The 20,274-nt window shown below is 67.6% G+C and carries 20 protein-coding genes; 10 read left to right on the forward strand and 10 right to left on the reverse strand.

The genetic code is table 11. From position 1 onward, the window contains the following. Nucleotides 1-121: 121 nt before the first annotated feature. Both WBG06_RS07660 and WBG06_RS07665 read left to right on the forward strand, forming a co-directional pair. Nucleotides 122-334, forward strand: coding sequence for an antitoxin (locus tag WBG06_RS07660; protein ID WP_336735997.1), 213 nt, complete (start codon nucleotides 122-124; stop codon nucleotides 332-334). 260 nt (nucleotides 335-594) lie between these two features. Then, complete coding sequence (locus WBG06_RS07665) at nucleotides 595-1,104, forward strand: hypothetical protein (RefSeq protein ID WP_336735998.1); 510 nt, start codon at nucleotides 595-597, stop codon at nucleotides 1,102-1,104. Between the two features lie 91 nt (nucleotides 1,105-1,195). Here WBG06_RS07665 and WBG06_RS07670 read toward each other — a convergent pair whose 3' ends face one another. Beyond that, nucleotides 1,196-2,128 (reverse strand): zinc metalloprotease, encoded by a 933-nt coding sequence (locus tag WBG06_RS07670; RefSeq protein ID WP_336735999.1) that lies wholly within the window; start codon nucleotides 2,126-2,128, stop codon nucleotides 1,196-1,198. Nucleotides 2,129-2,234: 106 nt separating this feature from the next. Beyond that, nucleotides 2,235-3,740, reverse strand: coding sequence for a tRNA (N6-isopentenyl adenosine(37)-C2)-methylthiotransferase MiaB (gene miaB / locus WBG06_RS07675; protein ID WP_336736000.1), 1,506 nt, complete (start codon nucleotides 3,738-3,740; stop codon nucleotides 2,235-2,237). Between the two features lie 158 nt (nucleotides 3,741-3,898). On the opposite strand from miaB, the gene WBG06_RS07680 reads away from it, so the two are divergent. The 4 genes from WBG06_RS07680 (at nucleotide 3,899) to WBG06_RS07695 (ending at nucleotide 7,250) form a co-directional block, all read left to right on the forward strand. Beyond that, a complete protein-coding gene (locus WBG06_RS07680; protein ID WP_442945413.1) occupies nucleotides 3,899-4,675 on the forward strand; it encodes an amino acid ABC transporter ATP-binding protein in 777 nt (258 codons plus the stop codon). Nucleotides 4,676-4,754: 79 nt separating this feature from the next. Then, nucleotides 4,755-5,573, forward strand: coding sequence for a glutamate ABC transporter substrate-binding protein (locus tag WBG06_RS07685; protein WP_336736001.1), 819 nt, complete (start codon nucleotides 4,755-4,757; stop codon nucleotides 5,571-5,573). A 73-nt stretch (nucleotides 5,574-5,646) separates the two neighbouring features. After that, complete coding sequence (locus WBG06_RS07690) at nucleotides 5,647-6,336, forward strand: amino acid ABC transporter permease (RefSeq protein ID WP_336736002.1); 690 nt, start codon at nucleotides 5,647-5,649, stop codon at nucleotides 6,334-6,336. Continuing rightward, complete coding sequence (locus WBG06_RS07695; RefSeq protein ID WP_336736003.1) at nucleotides 6,333-7,250, forward strand: amino acid ABC transporter permease; 918 nt, start codon at nucleotides 6,333-6,335, stop codon at nucleotides 7,248-7,250. Before WBG06_RS07690 ends, WBG06_RS07695 begins: the two co-directional genes overlap by 4 nt. Before the next feature lie 68 nt (nucleotides 7,251-7,318). Here WBG06_RS07695 and WBG06_RS07700 read toward each other — a convergent pair whose 3' ends face one another. From WBG06_RS07700 to WBG06_RS07715, 4 genes are all read right to left on the reverse strand, one after another. Then, a complete protein-coding gene (locus WBG06_RS07700; protein ID WP_336736004.1) occupies nucleotides 7,319-7,786 on the reverse strand; it encodes a hotdog fold domain-containing protein in 468 nt (155 codons plus the stop codon). Nucleotides 7,787-7,835: 49 nt separating this feature from the next. Further along, a complete protein-coding gene (locus WBG06_RS07705) occupies nucleotides 7,836-8,102 on the reverse strand; it encodes a metal-sensitive transcriptional regulator (protein ID WP_179661117.1) in 267 nt (88 codons plus the stop codon). A gap of 151 nt (nucleotides 8,103-8,253) precedes the next feature. After that, nucleotides 8,254-8,634 carry a VOC family protein gene (locus WBG06_RS07710; RefSeq protein WP_336736005.1) on the reverse strand — a complete coding sequence of 127 codons (381 nt, stop codon included), beginning with the start codon at nucleotides 8,632-8,634 and terminating at the stop codon, nucleotides 8,254-8,256. Then, nucleotides 8,631-9,428: a methyltransferase domain-containing protein gene (locus WBG06_RS07715; protein WP_336736006.1), complete on the reverse strand. Its 798-nt coding sequence runs from the start codon at nucleotides 9,426-9,428 to the stop codon at nucleotides 8,631-8,633. Before WBG06_RS07715 ends, WBG06_RS07710 begins: the two co-directional genes overlap by 4 nt. A gap of 108 nt (nucleotides 9,429-9,536) precedes the next feature. Between WBG06_RS07715 and WBG06_RS07720 the strand changes: the two genes are divergently transcribed. After that, nucleotides 9,537-10,025, forward strand: coding sequence for a MarR family winged helix-turn-helix transcriptional regulator (locus WBG06_RS07720; protein ID WP_336736007.1), 489 nt, complete (start codon nucleotides 9,537-9,539; stop codon nucleotides 10,023-10,025). 26 nt (nucleotides 10,026-10,051) lie between these two features. On the opposite strand, the gene WBG06_RS07725 is transcribed toward WBG06_RS07720, so the two are convergent. Then, entirely contained in the window at nucleotides 10,052-11,845 is a 1,794-nt protein-coding gene (locus WBG06_RS07725; RefSeq protein WP_336736008.1) for an ABC-F family ATP-binding cassette domain-containing protein, read from the reverse strand. Between the two features lie 107 nt (nucleotides 11,846-11,952). Between WBG06_RS07725 and WBG06_RS07730 the strand changes: the two genes are divergently transcribed. Then, nucleotides 11,953-13,212: a TetR/AcrR family transcriptional regulator gene (locus WBG06_RS07730; protein ID WP_336736009.1), complete on the forward strand. Its 1,260-nt coding sequence runs from the start codon at nucleotides 11,953-11,955 to the stop codon at nucleotides 13,210-13,212. Between the two features lie 221 nt (nucleotides 13,213-13,433). Beyond that, nucleotides 13,434-14,246, forward strand: coding sequence for an IclR family transcriptional regulator (locus WBG06_RS07735; RefSeq protein WP_336736010.1), 813 nt, complete (start codon nucleotides 13,434-13,436; stop codon nucleotides 14,244-14,246). A gap of 150 nt (nucleotides 14,247-14,396) precedes the next feature. On the opposite strand, the gene WBG06_RS07740 is transcribed toward WBG06_RS07735, so the two are convergent. The 3 genes from WBG06_RS07740 to WBG06_RS07750 are packed head-to-tail and all read right to left on the reverse strand — an operon-like array spanning nucleotide 14,397 to nucleotide 17,390. Further along, nucleotides 14,397-15,299 (reverse strand): 4-(cytidine 5'-diphospho)-2-C-methyl-D-erythritol kinase, encoded by a 903-nt coding sequence (locus WBG06_RS07740; protein ID WP_336736011.1) that lies wholly within the window; start codon nucleotides 15,297-15,299, stop codon nucleotides 14,397-14,399. After that, nucleotides 15,296-16,165, reverse strand: a complete 870-nt coding sequence (gene rsmA / locus WBG06_RS07745) for a 16S rRNA (adenine(1518)-N(6)/adenine(1519)-N(6))-dimethyltransferase RsmA (RefSeq protein WP_336736012.1) — start codon at nucleotides 16,163-16,165, stop codon at nucleotides 15,296-15,298. Before rsmA ends, WBG06_RS07740 begins: the two co-directional genes overlap by 4 nt. A 34-nt stretch (nucleotides 16,166-16,199) precedes the next feature. After that, nucleotides 16,200-17,390, reverse strand: coding sequence for a ubiquitin-like domain-containing protein (locus WBG06_RS07750; protein WP_336736013.1), 1,191 nt, complete (start codon nucleotides 17,388-17,390; stop codon nucleotides 16,200-16,202). 449 nt (nucleotides 17,391-17,839) lie between these two features. On the opposite strand from WBG06_RS07750, the gene WBG06_RS07755 reads away from it, so the two are divergent. Further along, complete coding sequence (locus tag WBG06_RS07755; protein ID WP_336736014.1) at nucleotides 17,840-20,239, forward strand: immune inhibitor A domain-containing protein; 2,400 nt, start codon at nucleotides 17,840-17,842, stop codon at nucleotides 20,237-20,239. Nucleotides 20,240-20,274: the final 35 nt, after the last annotated feature.

Genomic DNA, 20,274 nt, shown 5'->3' on the forward strand with positions numbered 1-20,274 from the left:
AATTCGGGTAGTCCAAGTGAACTACCTGAATCGCGTGTTCCCCTGTTGCTGTCGTACTCCATGTGGTTAGTCTGGCCGCAAGTTGGCTCAAACGGGGAGCCACCGATCCAGAGGGGGAAGTATGAGCTTCTTGGACAAGGCGAAGGACCTCGCCCAGCAGGGCATCGACAAGGTCGGCGCCGACAAGGTCGGCGAGGGTCTGGACAAGGCCGGCGACTTCGCCGACGAGAAGACCGGCGGCAAGTACACCGACCACATCGACCAGGGCGTCGAGACCGCCAAGAACCACGCAGAGCAGCTGGACGGCAACAACGAGGGCAACAACAACGCCTGACGCCCGACCATCACGCGAGGCGGGGAGCAACCCTCATCGGGTCGCTCCCCGCCTCGCGTCGTCCGCGCTATACACCTGACGGACAATTTTCGTGGCTTTTTGCGAAACACTGTTACGGACCTGTTGCCATCAGTGCCGTCACATGGAACGGTCTAGACCGTTTCACCTACATGCCCCCATCCAGGGGCAGCCGGGGGGCGGAGTGTGCACCGCATGCTCCGATTCCGGTCCACGCACAACTACTCGGAAGTTGGACCAAAATGTCTGAGAACTACGGCAACAGCGACGAGCAGCAGAACTACGGCCAGGAGGGTGGCCAGGAGGGCGGCTTCGGCGGCCAGGAGTCCTCCAACGAGGGCGGCTACGGCGGCGGCCAGGAGCAGTCCGAGGGCTCCTCCTACGGCTCCGAGGGCGGCCAGAGCGAGGGCGGTTCCTCCTACGGCGAGCAGTCCGGCGAGTCCAGCGAGGGCGGCTTCGGCGGCGGCCAGGAGCAGTCCGAGGACTCGAGCCAGAGCGGCTTCGCCGGCCAGGAGTCCAACGAGGGCTCCTCCTACGGCGCGCCCTTCGGTGACGGCGGCCAGTCCGAGGGTGGCCAGAGCGAGGGTGGCCAGAGCGAGGGTGGCTTCGGTGGCGGCGAGCAGTCCAACGAGGGCGGCTTCGGCGGTGGCCAGGAGCAGTCCGAGGGCTCCTCCTACGGCTCCGACGAGGGCTCGGAGCAGGGCTCCAACGAGGGCGGCTTCGGCGGCGACGAGGGGCAGTCGCAGTACTGATTCAGTTCTGCTGACCGCACACAGATCGAGCGCCGGGCCCGCAAGGGACCCGGCGCTCGGCGCATCTCACGAACAGCTGGTCACGCAGTGATCAGGCGCGGTAGGCCACCCATCCATCGATCATGCGCTGCACCTGACCCGGCGTGAACTCGTCCATGCACGCGTCCTCGGTGTAGTCCATGAAGTTGTGGATCGGATCGAGGCCCGGAGCCGTGCAGGTGTCGGATCCCTCCGGGCAGCCGAAGGCGGGCGCCGCCTCTGCCGGGGTGTCGTCGACCTGGTCGCCCTTGCCGCGACAGCCACCCTGGAAGGTGTGGTAGAGGTGCAGCCAGTGGCCGACCTCGTGCGTGGCCGTGTCGCCCTCGTCGTACGGCGCCGCGTCACCACCGGGCAGCGAACCCCCGAGGATCACGACCCCGTCCTGCGACGAGATGTTCTTGGTCGGGAAGGTCGCCCAGCCGAGCAGGCCGTCGTCGATCTCGCCGATGTAGATGTTGAGCGCGTTGTCGCCGCCCTGGCGCAGGGCGGCCTTCATGTCTCGCTCGCCGGCCGAGCCGGAGATGATGGGGTACCAGGCCGGGTTGATCGTGGTGTCCTGACCGGCCACCTCGAACGAGAACGGCGTGCCGGCGTACGCCGCGTTGAGCACGTCGATCTGGGCGTCGATGTTGGCCTGCGGGACGGCGCCCGTGGTGGCGTTCTCCTGGATGACGTGGATGTAGGTCGGGATGGTCGTCGGGCCGAGGTTGGCGTTGCCCTCCTCCTTACCCTTCGCCGCCAGCGCGTTGCTGAGCGCCTTCTCCTTGGCGTCGGCCTGCTTGGCGGTCAGATGGTTGGTGTCGCGCACCTGCTTGGCGCCATCGGCGACGCGGGCCGCACCGACCTCGTGCGGGTCGAAGCAGGCGTCGCCGCCTCCGGTCGCCTGCATCGCACCCGCGGGAGCTGCCGCTGCCAGACCTGATGCCACGAGCACTCCGAGCGCGCCCATCGCTGCTGCTCTGTTGACCAGCTTGGGAATCGACATGAGGTATCCCTTCCTGAGACAAGTTGCCTCAGGCTAGAGCAGAAATACCGTCGGGGGGAACGGCGTTACGGATAATTTGCTGTTCGGGTAACAGCAGACCGAACGATCAGCCGCACGCCGGCGCGGCCGGCAGCGGAGCAGGTACGCCGACAGTGGGCATGCCCAGTCCCACCGACCTCGCGTCGGGCTCGGGACGGCCCTGTCGCGCCTCCCACGCGTCCCCGGAACGGGTGCGACGCACCTCGAGCACCGGGTTGTCGGCGATCAAGTAGTGAGGAGCCGCGCGGGTGATCTCGACCTTCACCATGTCGCCGGGACGTACGCCCTCGGCCCCGGCCGCACTGAAGTGCACCAGCCGGTTGTCGGGAGCGCGGCCGGAGAGCCGGTTCGTCGAGGAGTCCTTGCGGCCCTCGCCCTCGGCGACCAGCAGCTCGAGCGTACGTCCGACGTTCTTCTTGTTCTCCTCGAAGGCGATCTCGTTGACGAGGTCGACGAGCCGACCGTAGCGGTCCTTGACGACCTCGGGAGAGATCTGGTCGGGGAGGTCGGCGGCGGGCGTGCCGGGACGCTTGGAGTACTGGAACGTGAAGGCGGAGGAGAACCGCGACTCGCGGACCACGTCGAGGGTGGCCTGGAAGTCCTCCTCGGTCTCGCCCGGGAAACCGACGATGATGTCGGTGGTGATCGCCGCGTGCGGGATCGCCGCGCGGACGCGCTCGATGATGCCGAGGAACTTGGTGGACCGGTAGGAGCGCCGCATCGCCTTCAGCACCCGGTCGGAACCGGACTGCAGCGGCATGTGCAGCGACGGCATCACGTTGGGCGTCTCGGCCATCGCCTCGATGACGTCGTCGGTGAACTCCGCTGGGTGCGGCGACGTGAAGCGGACCCGCTCCAGCCCGTCGATCTGGCCGCACGCGCGCAGCAGCTTGGAGAAGGCCTGGCGGTCACCGAACTCCACGCCGTAGGCGTTGACGTTCTGCCCCAGGAGGGTCACCTCGGTCACGCCCTCGGCGACCAGTGCCTCGATCTCGGCGAGGATCTCGCCCGGCCGCCGGTCCTTCTCCTTGCCCCGCAGCGAGGGGACGATGCAGAAGGTGCAGGTGTTGTTGCAGCCCACGCTGACCGAGACCCAGGCGGCGTAGGCGGACTCGCGCTTGGTCGGCAGCGTGGACGGGAAGACCTCGAGGGACTCCAGGATCTCGACCTGGGCCTCCTCCCGCACCCGGGCGCGCTCGAGCAGCACCGGGAGCGAGCCGATGTTGTGCGTCCCGAAGACCACGTCGACGTAGGGCGCCTTCGTGGTGATCGTGTCGCGGTCCTTCTGCGCGAGGCAGCCGCCGACGGCGATCTGGAGGTCCGGGTTGGCCTCCTTGATCGGGGCCAGGTGGGAGAGGTTGCCGTAGAGCTTGTTGTCGGCGTTCTCCCGGACCGCGCAGGTGTTGAAGACGACCACGTCGGCCTGCTCACCCTGGTTCGCCTTGAGGTAGCCCGCGTCCTCCAGCAACCCCGAGAGGCGCTCGGAGTCGTGGACGTTCATCTGGCACCCGTAGGTGCGGACTTCGTAGGTGCGCACCGCCGCGGCGGAGTCAGAGGCGATCGACGTAGTCATAGCGCCTTCAAGCGTACGACCGCAGGGGCCGTGCGGCGGAATCCAGCGCGGACGACGACCGCGGGCCGGCGTACTGAATCTTGTTGGTTATCTGCTTGTAACCGATACCGGGGACCAAGTCGTAGATGTGCCATGCCGGATGTGGTTAGGTCTGCGACATGACCGTGCTTGACACAGAATCCACCAGCGCACCTTCGGGCGACGCCCTGGTGGTGCTCGACCACGTCGACAAGCACTACGGCGACCTGCACGTGCTCCAGGACATCAACCTGGAGATCAAGCGTGGCGAGGTCGTCGTGGTGATCGGGCCTTCGGGTTCCGGGAAGTCGACCCTCTGCCGCACGATCAACCGGCTGGAGACGATCGATTCGGGCACGATCAAGCTCGACGGCAAGGAGCTGCCCGCGGAGGGCAAGGGTCTGGCCAAGCTGCGCGCCGAGGTCGGGATGGTCTTCCAGAGCTTCAACCTCTTCGCTCACAAGACGATCCTGCAGAACGTCACGCTGGGCCCGATGAAGGTGCGCAAGCTGAAGAAGGCGGAGGCCGAGGCCGAGGCGAAGAAGCTGCTCGACCGCGTCGGCGTGGGCGCCCAGGCGGCGAAGTATCCCGCGCAGCTCTCCGGCGGTCAGCAGCAGCGCGTCGCGATCGCCCGCGCGCTGGCGATGAGGCCGCAGGTGATGCTCTTCGACGAGCCCACCTCCGCCCTCGACCCGGAGATGGTCAAGGAGGTGCTCGACGTCATGGTCAGCCTTGCCAAGGAGGGCATGACCATGATCGTGGTCACCCACGAGATGGGGTTTGCCCGGATGGCCGCCGACCGCGTCGTCTTCATGGCCGACGGCCAGATCGTCGAGTCCAACACTCCCGCTGAGTTCTTCGACAACCCGCAGTCCGAGCGGGCCAAGGACTTCCTCGGCAAGATCCTCAAGCACTGAACGTACGTCTCGGGTGAGCCGTTCGGCTCGCGAACCCCGCACCCGCACCAACCCTTAGAGATTCCAGAAGGTGGAAACGATGAAGCTCAAGAAGATCGCCGCGACCGTCAGCGTCCTGGCGCTGGCCGGCTCGCTCGCTGCGTGTGGTGGCAGCGACGACACCGGCTCCGACGCCGGCGGCGACAAGATCAAGATCGGCATCAAGTTCGACCAGCCGGGCCTTGGCTTCAAGGAGGCCGACGGTGACTACTCCGGCTTCGACGTCGACATGGCGGAGTACATCGCCGAGGGTCTCGGCTACGACGACGACCAGATCGAGTGGGTCGAGGCCGTCTCCGCCAACCGTGAGACCTTCCTCAAGGACGGCACCGTCGACATGATCCTGGCAACCTACTCGATCACCGACGAGCGCAAGGCCGAGGTCGACTTCGCCGGGCCCTACTACGTCGCCGGCCAGGACATCCTGGTCGCCGCCGACAACACCGACATCACGGGCCCCAAGGACCTCGACGGCAAGAAGCTCTGCTCGGTCACCGGCTCCACCCCGGCGGAGAACATCAAGGAGAACTACGCCAAGGGCGTCCAGCTGCAGGAGTTCGACACCTACAGCAAGTGCGTCACCGCGATCGAGGGCGGTCAGCTCGACGCGATGACCACCGACGACATCATCCTGGCGGGCTACGCCCAGCAGGACCCGGGCAAGTTCAAGATCGTCGGCGCGCCGTTCTCCGAGGAGAACTACGGCGTCGGCCTGCCCAAGGGCAGCAAGGACCGCGACAAGATCAACGACCTGATCGAGAAGTCCTTCGAGGACGGCTCCTGGGAAGAGGCGTTCAACGACAACCTCGGCGAGTCGGGCTACCAGCTGCCCGAGCCGCCGACGGTCGACCGCTACTGAGCCACCCGCGGGGCAGGGGAGTCCGCTCCCCTGCCCCGTCGGCTCGTCCTGCGCAAGAAAATTGGAAGGACCCATGGACCTCATCTCCGAGAGCGGGTCGGTCATCCTGACCTCATTCGGGCTGACCGTGAGACTCGCCTTCTTCAGCGCGATCTTCTCGCTGCTGCTCGGCGTCGTGCTCGCGATCTTCCGGGTCTCGCCCGTGCCGGTGCTCCGGTGGGTGGGGGCCGGTGTCGTCTACACGATCCGCAACACCCCGCTGACGCTGGTGATGTTCTTCGCGCTGTTCGGGCTGAGCTACCAGCTCGGCGTGAACTTCGACAAGGACCTGATCTGGCGCAACGCCTTCTGGCTGGCCGTGCTCGCGCTCAGCGTCTACACCTCGACCTTCGTGTGCGAGGTGCTCCGCTCCGGCATCAACACGGTCCCGCTCGGGCAGGCCGAGGCCGCCCGCGCGATCGGGCTGACCTTCACCCAGAACCTCCGCCTGGTGGTGCTCCCCCAGGCGCTGCGATCGGTGATCAACCCGCTGGCCAGCGTGATGATCGCGATGACGAAGAACACCACCGTCGCCGTCACCATCGGCGTCACCACGGCCTCGATGGTCAACGAGGCCTCCGGTCAGATGAAGACCCTCATGGAGAAGAACTCCGACCAGATCCTGCTGATCTTCATCATCTTCGCGGTCGGCTTCATGATCCTCACCCTGCCCATCGGCTTCATCGCCAACTGGGCCTCCAAGCGATTCGCGGTGGCCCGATGAGCGCCTCTGTCCTCTATGACGCACCCGGCCCGCGCGCGAAGGCGCTCAACTGGGTCTACTCGGCCATCGCCCTCGCAGTCCTCGCCTGGATCGCCTGGATCGTCTACTCGAAGTTCGACGAGACCGGGCAGTGGGACTCCGAGAAGTGGCAGCCTTTCCTCGAGTCGCCGGTGTGGGAGAACTTCCTGATCCCAGGGATCATCGGCACCCTCCAGGCCTTCGCCGCCGGTTCCGTGCTCGCCCTGGCCTTCGGTTTCGTCTTCGCCGTCGGCCGGATGTCGTCGCACAAGCTCATCAGCATCCCCAGCGCCGTCGTCGTCGAGTTCTTCCGGGCGATCCCGATGCTGCTGCTGATGATGTTCATCTACTTCGCCCAGAGCGGAATGCTCGGCCTGCAGTCCGACGTCTTCTGGGCGGTCGTCATCGGGCTGATGCTCTACAACGGTTCGGTCCTCGCCGAGATCATCCGGGCCGGCGTCCACGCGCTCCCGAAGGGGCAGACCGAGGCCGGCTTCGCCATCGGTCTCTCCCAAGGACAGGTCATGCGCTCGATCCTGCTGCCGCAGGCGGTGCGCTCGATGCTGCCCGCGATCATCGCCCAGCTGGTCGTGCTGCTCAAGGACACCGCTCTCGGTTACATCCTGGCCTACGACGAGCTGCTCAACCAGATCAACAAGATCGACGGGAACTTCGACAACCTGATCCCGGCGGCGATCGTGGTCGCGCTGATCTACATCGTGCTCAACACGATCCTCGGTCTGGTGGCGAGCTTGATCGAGGCCCGTACGCGGCGGGTGGCCCACACCGCGGCACCCGTCGGGCACGCCGGGGACGTCGACCCAGTCGCCGCCGAGGCCGAGCTCGCGCAGAGAGGCAACGCCAGCGGTAGCACCATGGGCGCGAGCGGCCTCTGAGCACGGCCGCCAGATGCCAAACGGCCCGCTGCCTCCGATGAGGCAGCGGGCCGTTTTCGTACAGCCTCTTACTTCTTCTTCGGGGTCACCCAGAGGTTGATCGTGCCCTCGATGACCACCGTGCCGTCCTCGCGGATGCCCTTGACGCGGACCGCGAGGTCGCCGTCGGCCTGGTCCCACTCCTCCTGGTCGGTCTCCGCGATGCAGGTGATGTCGGAGGTCGCCTTGGCCGTGTAGGAGACGGTCATCCCCTTGGGGATCCAGCGCTTGTCGCGCGGGATGGTGACCTCCGCAAGGGCACCCATCGCCATCTCGAGACCGTTGCACAGCGCGATGGCGTGCACGGTCCCGATGTGGTTGTGGTTGCCCTTGCGGTGGGGCACGATGACCTCGGCGTAGTTGGGCCGCAGCTGGTTGACCAGCGGGTGGATGGACCCGAAGTACGGTGCCTTCTTCGCGAACGCGACCGAGAATGCTCGCTTGCCGACAACCGGGACTCGGTTGAAGGACTTCCAGAGGTCGTAGAGCTGGCTCATGCCGGCTAGGTTACCCGAGGGTAACCTCCTCCCCTCTCCTGGCCCGAGATCAGGAGAGGGAGAGGAAGACCTTCTCGAGCTCCTCGATCTCCTCCGGGCGATCCCCGTCGGCGTGCGCCCGGCGCAGCTCGTTGGAGAGCAGCGCGAAAGCTGCCTTGTCGAGGGCGCGGGTCACTGCCTTGAGCTGGCCGACCACATCGGCGAGCTCCCGGCCGTCTTCGATCATGCGGAGCACGCCGCCGAGCTGGCCCTGAGCCCTGCGGACTCGATTGACCACGCTCGTCGTCTCCGCGTCCCGAGGCTGGGGGACGGTCACGTCGTCAGTCAAAGTCTTGCCTTCCATCGTTTCTGGCATCGTTCCTGGCATCGTTGTTGTATCCCCCGGGGGACAACGGTCCAGACCAGTGAGCGTTACGGTCCTTTTCTGGTTGATTCCGAATTTCGCTCACGCCGAGCCGAAGATCGTGCTATCCGCCGAGCGGCCACACGATCTCGATGCGATTGCCGAACGGATCGCGGACATGGAAGCGCTGGAAGGTGTCGGCGTTGTGGCGCTGGCTCCAGTCCACGTCGAAGCCCAGGCGCGTCAACCGTGCCCCGGTCGCTTCCAGGTCGGCCTCGGTCTCGACCGCCAGTGCGGGATGGGCCTTCGCCTGAGGTCGGTGCGGGTCCTCGACACCGAGATGGATCTCTGCGCCGCCGGGCGAACGGAACCAGGCGCCTCCGCGCTTGGCCAGCTCGCTCGGCTTCGGCACCTCGGTCAGGCCGAGCCCCTCGGCGTAGAAGGTCCTGGCGTCGTCCTCCTGGCCGGCGGGCATGCCGATCTGCACGTGATGGATGCGCATCATGCCTCCAGCTTGCGGGCGACGATGAAGACTCGACGGAACGGAAGCAGAACGAAACTGTTTCCTACGGAATCGTCTCTTACCGGATAAGCCTCTACCAGACGATTCTTGAGCTCCGCAGCGAAGGACTCGAAGAGGCCGGCCTTCTCCAGCGCCGCAGCCGTGGGCCGCAGACTCGTACCGGCGATCCACGTGAAGACCGGGTCCTCGCCGGTCAGCACGTGCAGGTAGGTCGTCTCCCAGGCGTCGACCTCGAACCCCTCCTGCACCAGCACGTCCAGGTAGACGGCAGGATCGTGAGAACCGGGGGCCTCGAGGTGCCGGGTGTGATCGGCGTACGGCGCCTCGGCGGCCAACTCCTCGCGCAGCCGATGGCTGGGCTCGTCGAAGTTGCCAGGAACCTGGAAGGCGAACCAGCCGCCGTCGCTCACGGCACGAGCCAGCGCCGGCAACAGGTCCAGGTGACCCGGGACCCACTGGAGGGTGGCGTTGGAGAGGAGTACGTCGACGGATCCCGGCGCCGCCGAGTCGGCCCAGTCACGCAGGTCCGCCACCGCGAACTCGACTCCGTCGACGCTCGCCCGAGCCTTGTCGATCATCGCGGCACTGGAGTCGAGGCCGACGACCCTGGCTTCGGGCCATCGCGCGGCCGCGAGCGCCGTCAGGTTACCCGGCCCGCAGCCCAGATCGACCACGGTCCTCGGCTGGTCCGCGCCGACTCGGCGAAGGAGGTCGACGAACGGCCGGGCCCGCTCCTCGGAGTAGGTCAGGTAGCGCTCGGGATCCCATGCGGTCATGCGTACGTCCTCTCGATCTCTCTTGATGTCAAGATACTTCTGATCGTCCTCCCGACTTGTCTCGATGTCAAGATTCTTGAGGAGACGAACTTGGGCTACGCTCACGCCATGCGCGACGAAGTCGACGACCTGAGCGAGGCCTGGGCACACGAGCGGCCCGACCTGGACCTTGGCCCTGTCGAGATCTTCTCGCGCCTCTCCCGGCTCTCGCGTCACCTCGACCTCGCTCGCCGCGACGCGTTCTCCGGGTCCGGGATCGAGTCGTGGGAGTTCGACGTGCTGGCCGCGCTGCGCCGGGCGGGTGATCCGTATGAGCTCTCCCCCGGTCGGCTCCTGCGCGAGACCCTGGTTACCAGCGGAACCATGACCAACCGCGTCGACCGGCTCGCCGGCCGCGGCCTCGTCGAGCGGCTCCCTGACCCCGCGGATCGCCGCGGCGTGCTCGTCCGGCTCACCCCCGACGGCAAGGCGACCGTCGACAGCGCCTTCGAAGCGCTCCTCGCCGCCGAGCGCGAGTTCCTCGACGGTCTCTCCGACGACCAGCAGAGCCAGCTCACCGACCTGCTTCGTCGACTGCTGGTCCCGTTCTCGTCCTGATCCCACCGGGTCGGCGGGACGCTCGACTACTCGAGCACGTCTGCGGCCTCGAGCCACTCCAGCTCGAGATCGTCCTTCTCCGCAGCGAGCCGGTCCAGCTCAGCGCTGAGCTCGGCGAGGCGGGTGTAGTCGTTGACCGCCTCGGCCATCGCGAGCTCGAGCTTCTGCTGCTGCTCGGAGATCCGCTCCAGCTGCTTGTCGATCCGGGCGATGACCTTCTTCGCGGCCCGCTCCTCAGCGGAGCCGGGCTTGGCCTTCGGCGGGCCTGCCGATGCCGTCTCGGCCGACGCGGGTGACGCCTCGACCAGCGGGGCCGACGCATCGGCAGGGATCGGGAGGCGCCGCTCGAGATATTCGTCGACACCCCGCGGCAGCATGGAGATCTGACCGTCACCCAGGAGCGCCCAGATGGAGTCGGTGACACGCTCGAGGAAGTAGCGGTCGTGAGAGACCACGATCAGGGTGCCGGGCCAGGCGTCGAGGAAGTCCTCGAGGACGTTGAGCGTCTCGATGTCGAGGTCGTTGGTGGGCTCGTCGAGCAGCAGGACGTTCGGCTCGGTCAGGAGCAGCCGCAGCAGCTGGAAGCGGCGGCGCTCGCCACCGGAGAGGTCGCCGATCCGGGTGACCAGCTTGTCGCCGGTGAAGCCGAAACGCTCCAGCATCGAGGTGGCCGAGAGCTCCTGGCCGTCGGTCGTCTTGGTGACCCGCTTGATCGACTCCACCGTCGGCAGCACGCGCGCGTCAGGGTCGAGGTCGTCGAGCTGCTGGGTCAGGTGCCGGAGAGCGACGGTGCGGCCGTGGCGTACCTTCCCCACGGCCGGCGGGAGCGAGCCGTCCAGCAGCGACAGCACCGAGGTCTTGCCGGCGCCGTTGACGCCGACGATCCCGATCCGGTCCCCCGGACCGATCCGCCAGGTGGCGTGCGACAGCAGCTGTCGCTCACCACGGAAGAGATCGACGTCCTCGACGTCGATGACGTCCTTGCCGAGTCGCTGGGTGGCGAACTTCTGCAGCTCGAAACGGTCGCGCGGCGGAGGTACGTCCTCGATGAGCTGGTTGGCGGCGTCGATGCGGAACTTCGGCTTCGACGTACGCGCCGGCGCGCCGCGACGCAGCCAGGCCAGCTCCTTGCGGACGAGGTTCTGGCGGCGCACCTCGGAGGCGGCCGCCTGGCGCTGCCGCTCGGCCTTGGCGAGGACGAAGGCGGCATACCCACCCTCGTAGGCGTCGACCTGACCGTCGTGGACCTCCCAGGTGAACTGGCACACCGCGTCGAGGAACCAGCGGTCGTGGGTGACCACGACGAGCGCGGAGGTGCGCGCGGCCAGGTGGGAGGCGAGCCAAGCCACGGCCTCGACGTCGAGGTGGTTGGTGGGCTCGTCGAGCACGATCAGATCGTGGTCCCCGAGCAGCAGCTCGGCGAGTGCGCACCGGCGTCGCTCGCCACCGGACAAGCCCATCACCGACCGGTCGAGGTCGATCCCCGCCAGCAGCTGCTCGACGATCTCGCGCAGCGCGGGTACGCCGGCCCACTCGTGGTCCGAGCGCCCGCCGAGCACGGCTTCGCGAACGGTGTGGGTGTCGACGAGCTGGTCGCCCTGGTGCAGGAAACCCACCAGCAGGCCGCGCTGCCGGGAGACGCGACCCGAGTCGGGCTCCTCCAGGCCGGTCATCACCTGCAGCAGCGTCGTCTTCCCGTCACCGTTGCGACCCACGATGCCAATCCGCTCACCGGCGTTGATGCCGAGGGAGACATCAGAGAGGAGGGGCCGGATGCCGTACGCCTTGGAGACGTGCTCGAGATTGAGGAGGTTTGCCATATCGCCTCCTATTGTCCCCGAGGGCGGTGAGGCGGCCACCATCGCGGCGGCCACCCTGCGGCACACGCGGCGGACGAAGCGGCCCTGACCTGCCTAGACTCAGTGCAATGGTCGAGAAGACGCTCCGCGAGCACCCCCACGGCTCGCGTCAGATGATCCTCGAAGCAGCGCTCCGGCTGGCAGCCGAGCGCGGCTATGTCGGCACGACGATGGCGCTGGTCCGGCGCGCGACCGGTCTCCCGCCGTCCTCCCTCTACTGGCACTTCTCCAACAAGGACCAGCTTCTCGCCGAGGCGCTCGAGCACGGCTACTCCCGCTGGCACCGCATCGCCCCGCGCTGGCAGCCGACACCGAGCCGCGACCTGCGCGAGGGGCTGCTGGCCAACCTGCGGCGGACGACGTCGTACACCCGCGGTGCCAAGGCCGACTGGTGGCGGATGGGCCTGATGCTTGCCCTGGAGTCCGGGCCGACGGTCGGCGACGGCCCCCGAGAGCGCTTCCTCCAGATCCGCACCCAGACCCTCGCCGACTTCGAGCGATGGTGGTCCGGGGCCGTCGACCTCCCAGCCGCGCACACCCAGACCCTCGCGCGGCTGACCCTCGCCGCCCATGACGGCCTCTTCATCCTCGTCCAGACCGAGGAGTACGCCGACATCGACCCGCTCCGGCAGCGGCTCGCCGACGGGCTGGTCGAGCTCGCAGACCATCTCGCCACTCACGTCCCGACCCCCGGCCCCGAGATCATGGACGTGCAGCCGCCGACGTACGCGGGGGACATCAGCAGCCGCGAGAAGCTCGTGGCGGCTGCGCTGGAGGTGGCTGCGGAGAGCGGCTACGAGGGCGCCTCGATCAGCCGGATCTGTGCCGCGGCAGGCCTTCCGGCCTCCTCGCTCTACTGGCACTTCGCGAACAAGGGCGACCTGTTCTCGGCCGCGGTCGACGACTCCTACCGCGCCTGGAGCCGCGCGCAGTCCTCGTGGCGGCCGCCGGGCACGGACGTCGACTGGTCCACCGACCTCCCGCTGCTGCTGACACCCCTGGTGGCCAGCCTCCGCCGGCTGCCCCCGTTCCTGCGTATCGGGCTGATGCTGGTGCTCCCGAAGCGACCCGAGCCACTGCCGGGCCGGGACCGGTTCCTTGCCGTACGCAGCCAGTCCCGAGACGACTTCGCCGGCTGGTTCCGAGGAGCTCTCGGTGACGACGGGCCGGAGCACGCTGACGAGATGGCCGCGCTGCTGCTGGTGATCGCAGACGGACTCCTCTTCGCCGAGGCGCTCGAACGGCCCGACATGCCACCTGCAGCGACCGCGGACCTGCTGGCACGACTGGTCGCGGCGACGCCGTTTCATACACAGATCAGTCACTGACCTACTACCGTAGACCCACAGAGGATCTACGACGCTAACGGTCGGAAACGCATCGAAATGTGTGTCGTGTCATCTATTTTCGCAGGTCAGGAATGAGATTTATTCAACATTCCTGCCACAACCTCCGGAACGATCGTTACAGTGACTGCTGTCACAGAGAGCCGGAGCCACCAGATCCCCCCATCGTGGTGAGCCTCCGTCTCAGTAAAGGAGATCCCCCCATGAGCGTCTCTGCTATCCCCACCCTGGCTAGTCAGCACGACCATGAAGGTGCCCCGAGGACGACCTCCTCGGCGACCCCGTCTGCGACGAAGGCCCTCCAGATCCTGGAGGCATTTCTCGGAGCCGGCCCGAAGCTCGGCGTCAGCGAGATCGCACGCACCGCGGGCCTGCCGAAGTCCACGGCCTTCCGACTTCTGCGTCACCTCGAACAGAGCGGGTACGTCGAGCGCACCGGCCGCCACTACGTGCTGGGGCGTCGGCTGTTCGAGCTCGGCAACGCGGTGCAGATCTGCCGCCCGCAAGGCATCCGGGAGACCGCGATGCCACATCTGGCCGAGCTCTACGTGGCCACCGGCAAGACCGTTCACCTCGCCATCCTCGAGGGCACCGACATCGTCATCCTCGAGAAGATCACCGGACGCGGCGGCATCCAGCCGGACACGTACGTCGGCGGGCGAGCACCCGCAGCCTGCTCCGCCCTCGGCAAGGCGATCCTCTCGTTCAGCGACCGCGACCACATCGCGGCCGTGCTCGAGTCAGGCCTGGTGAGACGCACCCGTCACTCGCACGGCGACCCGGCGAAGTTCCTCGCCGAGCTCCGCCGCGCCAACAGCGAGCGCATCGCCTTCGACCGCGAGGAGGCCCAGCTCGGCATCGTCTGCGCCGCGGTCCCGATCATGATCGAGGGCCGTGCGATCGCCGCCGTCTCCGTCTCCGGCAGCGCTGCCGGGTTCAACGCCGCCAGCATCACCCGCCACCTGCGTCGCGCCGCCGCAGCGATCTCCGACGAGGTCGTCTCCAGCGCCGCCTAACCACCCTGCCGAGGCGTCACCTACGTCGGTCGAGACGTCGGCTACGTCGGTCGAGACGCCACACGCTGACGTCTCGGCCGATCTAACTGACGTCTCGGCCGACCGGGGTGACGTCTCGGCCGACCTGGGTGACGCCTCGGCAGGGGTGGGTCAGTAGGTGACCACGTGGGCACCGGCGACGGGGCCAGGTGCAGTCCAGACCCGGTCGTAGGCCTTGGCCTGCATCGCTCCGGCGACCTCGCGGGCGTGGGCGGCGTCGCGACAGAGCATGAGGACCGTCGGTCCGGAGCCGGAGAGCTGGACGGCCAGCGCGCCGGCCTCCTCGCCGTCGGCGAAGGTCTGGGCCAGGTCGGGCCGCAGGGTCAGCGCGGGGGCCTGCAGGTCGTTGGTGAGCGCCTCGGCGAGCAGCTCGGCGTCGCCCTTCTCCAGCGCAACGAGCAGGCGCTCGGGCACCTGCGGGTCTTCGACCTCCGGGCCGGCGTGCTCGTCGAACGCGCGGTAGACCGCGGGGGTGGACAACCCCTGCGCGTTGCCGACCGCGACCCACCACCAGGCACCGTTGTCGGTGACCGGCTCGACGATCTCGCCGCGTCCGCCACCGACGGCGGTGGCGCCGACGAGCGCGAAAGGTACGTCGGAACCCAGGACGCCTGCCAGCGCGAGCAGGTCCTCGTCCGACGTCTCCAGCGACCACAGCCGGTCGAGGGCAACCAGCGTCGCAGCCGCGTCGGCGGAGCCTCCGGCGAGCCCGCCGGCGACCGGGATGCCCTTGTGGATCTCGATCTTCGCCGCACGGTCGATGCCGTGATGGGCAGCGAGGGCCTTGCCGGCCCGTACGACGATGTTGTCGTCGCCGGTCGGGACCTCCCCGACCGCGATGTGGTCCTCAGCGGTGAGCGCGACCTGCCACTGGGCGGAGTCGCTCACGGTGACATCGTCGTAGAGCCCGATCGCGTGGTAGACGGTCGCCAGCGGGTGGAACCCGTCGTCACGGACCGGCCCGACGCCGAGGTGCAGGTTGAACTTCGCAGCCGCGCGGACGGTGATCGTCATGAGTGAACTCTCGGGAGCGATTCGGTGATGCGTACGAAGTCTTCGACGGTCAGCGACTCACCGCGCGCGAGCGGGTCGACCCCGGCCGCGACCAGGGCCTTCTCGGCGGCGTCGGCAGAGCCGGCCAGAGGCTTGAGTACGCCGCGGAGGGCCTTGCGACGCTGCGCGAAAGCGGCGTCGACGACCGCGAAGACCTCCTCGCGGGACACCTCCGTCGACGGCGGCTCGCGGTGGCTCCAGTAGACGAGCCCGGAGTCCACGTTGGGTGCCGGCCAGAAGACGTTGCGGCCGATCGCGCCGGCGCGGCGCACGTCGGCGTACCAGGCGGCCTTGACCGAGGGGACACCGTAGACCTTGGAGCCGGGCTTGGCGGCCAGCCGGTCGGCGACCTCGGCCTGCACCATCACGAGGCCGTGCCGCAGCGAGGGCAGCAGGGCCATCAGGTGCAGCAGGACCGGGACGGAGACGTTGTAGGGCAGGTTGGCGACCAACGCCGTCGGCGGCGGGCCCGGGACCGACTCGATCCGGAGAGCGTCCGCGTGGACCAGGCTGAACGCGTCCGCCTGGTGGGGGGCGTACTCCTGGATGGTCCGAGGCAGTCGTTGCGCCAGGACCTCGTCGATCTCGATCGCCGTCACCCGCGCGCCGGTCTCGAGGATGGCGAGGGTGAGCGAGCCGAGGCCGGGACCGACCTCGACGACCACGTCGGAGCCGTCGACGCCGGACTCCCGCACGATGCGGCGCACGGTGTTGGCGTCGATCACGAAGTTCTGTCCGCGCTGCTTGGTGGGGCGCAGATCGAGCTCGGATGCGAGCGACCGCACCTCCGCCGGGCCCAACAGGCGCGGCGGGGTGCGGTCGGTCATGGGTACAGACTATGGCCCGAAGGCCGAAACAGCCTTACTGCGGCAGGCCGAGCTGCTGCGAGCAGTGCGGCCAGGCGCCGTAGCCACCGTTGGCGTCACGGAGCTTGGTCGCCACCGCGATCTGGGTCTCACGGCTGTTCTCGCTCGGGAGGCCGGAGCCGCCGTAGGCCTGCCAGGTCTGCAGGTTGAACTGCAGCCCGCCGTAGTAGCCGTTGCCGGTGTTGATGGCCCAGTTGCCACCGGACTCGCACTGCGCGAGCTGGTCCCAGACGGTGTTGCCACCGGCGAAGTTGGCCGCGGGGGCCTCCTTCTCCTTGGTGCCGACCTTGACGATCCGCGGCTCGGGCTTCTCGATGACGTTCTGCTCGAGCACCTTGCGGGAGACGGCGTCGCCGTTCTTGAGAACGATGCGGTAGGTCACCGAGCGGACCCCGTCGGAGCCCTCCTGGACGACCTCGGTCTCGCCCTCGTACATCGACGAGTCCTCGCGCTCCTCGACCGGCGCCTCGACGGTCTCGCGGGCAACCTTCTGGTCCTTGGAGGCGAAGTCGGTGAAGACGATCTTCTGACCGGACTTCAGAGCCTTGCCGGGGGCCGGCGAGACCTTGTCCCGGGGCTCCACCTTGACCTTGAGCTCCTCCAGCGCGTCGCCGACGGTCAGCGCGGTCACGCTCACCTTCTTGGCCTTCTTGCCGGCCAGCTCGACCTTGACGTTCTTGGGGGTGATGACGTCGAGCGACATCCCGTCGCGACCGATGTAGGCACCGCGGCTGGTCGAGAGCTCCGCCCGGTCGTAGTCGCGGCCGAGCTCGGCGAGCGCGCCGCCGACGGTGGTCGCGGTCACCCAGTGGTCCTGGGACTTGCCGTCGACCTCCAGGCTCAGCTGGCGGGCGTAGCGGACGCTGATCGCGCTGCCGTCCTCGACCTTGGTGTCGACCGAGGGAGCGACGGCGTCACGGTCGCCGATCTTGATGCCCTCGGCCTCGAGGACCTCGCCGACGGTGTCGGCGTTGACGCTGACGTCCTTGGCCTTGCCGTCGACCGAGAGGACGACGTCGGTCTGAGCGGTCTTGACTCCGTAGGCTGCGCCGCCTGCGGCGACCACAGCGGCGGCGAGTCCGCCGACCAGGATGGCCTTACGGCGGGGGGTTGAAGCGATGTTGCGGAACCACGAGTTGGTGCTGCTGACGGGCACGATGCTCCGATGTTCGTTCTGCCCGGGCACGGGCGAACGGTGTTGCGAGATCTGACGATCTACGCGCTGAGGCCCACCCCCAACACCGTCCGGATCTGTCCCGATCCCGGCTTTCTCGCCCGACAGCGGAACAAATCCGGTCGGTTAAATGCAAGTCGCCCATCCGGTCCGCAGGCAATCACAAGCATGCAATCTTGGCATCAACTGAGCGCCAGAGCCCGTTGTCAATACCTGTCGTAGCGAATGACAGGTGTGCGATTCACCACCCCGAAATCGCAGGTCAGGAGGCTGATCCAGGTCGATGTCGTAATCCCGCCACGAAATATCGTGCTCGCTGGCCAATAGGCGACAAATCCTTTACAGGTAACCGCGTTGCTTGGTGTTGTACTCCGAGGTCATCTGTGTCGTGATGGCCCATCGTGCCGGTCGGTTCTCGGGCAAGGCGGATGTGCGCGATGTCACCAGACTCCGGAGGAACGATGAACAGACGCGTTACCAGCGTTCTCGGGGTGACCGCTGCGGCCGGCATCGCTGCCGTTGCATTGCAGGTCGCCCCCGCCGGCGCCGCGCCGAGCACGACGGGCGAGACTCAGCCCACCCGTGCCGGGAGCGCCAAGGCCCCCCAGGACAACAAGCCCGACTCCCTCGCCGCAGCGAAGACCAACCTGCAGCAGAAGGCCGTCGACCAGCTCGCCACGGGCAAGGCGAAGACCGTCGGCAAGGGCAAGGACCGCAAGATCAAGATGAAGGACGGCCGTCTGGTCTCCTACCCGGTCTCGCAGACCTCGCAGCTGCTGACCTTCCTGGTCGAGTTCGGCGACGAGAACACCAACGCCGCGCTCGAGGACTCGGCCCTGCCGCACAACTCGATCCCGGAGCCGGCCGCCGACGACAACAGCACCTACTGGGTCGACGACTTCTCCTCCGACCACTTCAAGGACATGTTCTTCGGTGAGGGCGAGTCCTTCAAGGACGCCTACCAGGAGATGTCCAGCGGCCGCTTCGACCTCGAGGGCGACGTCTCCGACTGGGTCACGGTTCCCTACACCTCGGCCTCCTACCAGGGTGACGGCCTCGACCACAACGGTGACGGCCGCCCCGACAGCGTGCTCGGCGACGAGACCGCGCAGGGCATGACCAACTTCGTCCAGGACACCGCCGACGCCTGGTACGACTCTCAGATCGCGGCCGGCAAGACCAAGGCCGAGATCAGCGACTACCTGAAGAGCTTCGACATCTGGGACCGCTACGACATCGACGGTGACGGCAACCAGAACGAGTCCGACGGCTACATCGACCACTTCCAGGCGGTCCACTCCGGTGAGGGCGAGGAGGCCGGCGCCCCGCTGCAGTCGATCTGGTCGCACCGCTGGGCGGTCAACCAGGGCGGGATCAACGTCGACGGTCCCCGTCCGGGCGACTACGACGCTTCCTACCCGCTGGGTGGCATCCAGATCGGTGACACGAACCTGTGGATCCGCGACTACACCACCGAGCCGGAGAACGGCGGCCTCGGCGTCTTCGCGCACGAGTTCGGCCACGACCTCGGCCTGCCCGACTTCTACGACACCGCCGGTGGCGAGAACTCGACCGCCTACTGGACCCTGATGAGCGCGGGTTCCTGGCTCGGCCACGGTGACGGCGCCATCGGCACCACCCCGAACCACATGGGCCCCGCCGAGAAGATGTTCCTCGGCTGGTACGGCGAGAACGACCTCGCGGTCGTCGACGCGGGTGACGACGCCGACGTCAAGCTCGGCCCGAGCTACCACGCCACGACCCTCGGCAAGCAGGCCGCGACCGTGGCCCTGCCGGACGGTCAGACCGAGATGTCGGTCGGGGCAGCCCCGGCGTACGGCTCGCGCTACCTCTACACCGGCCGCGGCGACGACCGCGACGCCTTCGCCACGACGCCGTCGTTCACCGTCCCTGCGGACGGCAAACTCACCGCGAAGGTCAACTACGCCATCGAGCTCGACTGGGACTACCTGTTCGTCACGGTCTCGAACGACGGCGGCAAGACCTTCGTCCCGCTCAACACCAACCTGTCGACCACGGCCAACCCGAACGGGCAGAACCTCGGCTACGGCATCACCGGCTCCTCGAAGGGCCAGTGGGTCGACCTGACCGCCGACCTGTCGGCCTACGCGGGCCAGAACGTCCAGATCCAGTTCCACAACTACAACGACGCCAACACCAACGAGATGGGCGCTGCCATCGACGAGGTGGCCGTCGGTTCGGCGCTCCAGGAGGGCTTCGAGAACGGCACCGGCACCTGGACGATCGACCAGATGTACGCCGCGACCAACGGCACCTACCCGGTCTCGTACTCGCACTACTACATGGTCGAGAACCGCACCTACCAGGGTTACGACAAGGTGCTGAAGACCGGCCCGTACAACTTCGGCTGGCTCAACTCGGCCCCGAACACGGTCGAGCACTTCCCCTACCAGGACGGCATGCTGGTCTGGTACCGCACGACGCTGTACGGCGACAACAACACCTCCGCGCACCCGGGCTACGGCCAGGCACTGCCGGTCGACGCCAACGGCGCAACCCCGCTGACCTGGAGCAACGGCGCGTTCGCCCGCCCGCGGATCCAGGCGTTCGACTCGACCTTCGACGTCGACAAGACCGACGCTCTGGACCTCGAGTTCGACTTCATGGACCCGAAGACCGGCGCGTACATCAGCAGCGAGACGCTCCAGACCCGGTCCACCAAGTCGACCGCTGTCTTCGACGACAGCGACGTCAACGCCTACTGGAGCCCGGACCTCCCGGGGGCCTCCACCAAGGTCGGCGGCACCGGTACGGTCATCAAGGTCCTCTCCTCCAACGAGAAGAAGGGCCAGATGAACATCGAGGTCACCCGCAAGTGACCTGCTGAACCGATACAGGTCGGGCCCGGAGCCAG

The organism is Nocardioides sp. CCNWLW239, from assembly GCF_037137035.1.
Lineage (GTDB): Bacteria > Actinomycetota > Actinomycetes > Propionibacteriales > Nocardioidaceae > Nocardioides.

Excerpts from the sequence above, each read along its gene's own strand:
- WBG06_RS07660 (WP_336735997.1), top strand. The coding sequence starts at position 122 with ATGAGCTTCTTGGACAAGGCGAAGGACCTCGCCCAGCAGGGCATCGAC.
- WBG06_RS07665 (WP_336735998.1), top strand. The coding sequence starts at position 595 with ATGTCTGAGAACTACGGCAACAGCGACGAGCAGCAGAACTACGGCCAG.
- WBG06_RS07670 (WP_336735999.1), bottom strand. The coding sequence starts at position 2,128 with ATGTCGATTCCCAAGCTGGTCAACAGAGCAGCAGCGATGGGCGCGCTC.
- miaB (WP_336736000.1), bottom strand. The coding sequence starts at position 3,740 with ATGACTACGTCGATCGCCTCTGACTCCGCCGCGGCGGTGCGCACCTAC.
- WBG06_RS07680 (WP_442945413.1), top strand. The coding sequence starts at position 3,899 with ATGACCGTGCTTGACACAGAATCCACCAGCGCACCTTCGGGCGACGCC.
- WBG06_RS07685 (WP_336736001.1), top strand. The coding sequence starts at position 4,755 with ATGAAGCTCAAGAAGATCGCCGCGACCGTCAGCGTCCTGGCGCTGGCC.
- WBG06_RS07690 (WP_336736002.1), top strand. The coding sequence starts at position 5,647 with ATGGACCTCATCTCCGAGAGCGGGTCGGTCATCCTGACCTCATTCGGG.
- WBG06_RS07695 (WP_336736003.1), top strand. The coding sequence starts at position 6,333 with ATGAGCGCCTCTGTCCTCTATGACGCACCCGGCCCGCGCGCGAAGGCG.
- WBG06_RS07700 (WP_336736004.1), bottom strand. The coding sequence starts at position 7,786 with ATGAGCCAGCTCTACGACCTCTGGAAGTCCTTCAACCGAGTCCCGGTT.
- WBG06_RS07710 (WP_336736005.1), bottom strand. The coding sequence starts at position 8,634 with ATGATGCGCATCCATCACGTGCAGATCGGCATGCCCGCCGGCCAGGAG.
- WBG06_RS07715 (WP_336736006.1), bottom strand. The coding sequence starts at position 9,428 with ATGACCGCATGGGATCCCGAGCGCTACCTGACCTACTCCGAGGAGCGG.
- WBG06_RS07720 (WP_336736007.1), top strand. The coding sequence starts at position 9,537 with ATGCGCGACGAAGTCGACGACCTGAGCGAGGCCTGGGCACACGAGCGG.
- WBG06_RS07725 (WP_336736008.1), bottom strand. The coding sequence starts at position 11,845 with ATGGCAAACCTCCTCAATCTCGAGCACGTCTCCAAGGCGTACGGCATC.
- WBG06_RS07730 (WP_336736009.1), top strand. The coding sequence starts at position 11,953 with ATGGTCGAGAAGACGCTCCGCGAGCACCCCCACGGCTCGCGTCAGATG.
- WBG06_RS07735 (WP_336736010.1), top strand. The coding sequence starts at position 13,434 with ATGAGCGTCTCTGCTATCCCCACCCTGGCTAGTCAGCACGACCATGAA.
- WBG06_RS07740 (WP_336736011.1), bottom strand. The coding sequence starts at position 15,299 with ATGACGATCACCGTCCGCGCGGCTGCGAAGTTCAACCTGCACCTCGGC.
- rsmA (WP_336736012.1), bottom strand. The coding sequence starts at position 16,165 with ATGACCGACCGCACCCCGCCGCGCCTGTTGGGCCCGGCGGAGGTGCGG.
- WBG06_RS07755 (WP_336736014.1), top strand. The coding sequence starts at position 17,840 with ATGAACAGACGCGTTACCAGCGTTCTCGGGGTGACCGCTGCGGCCGGC.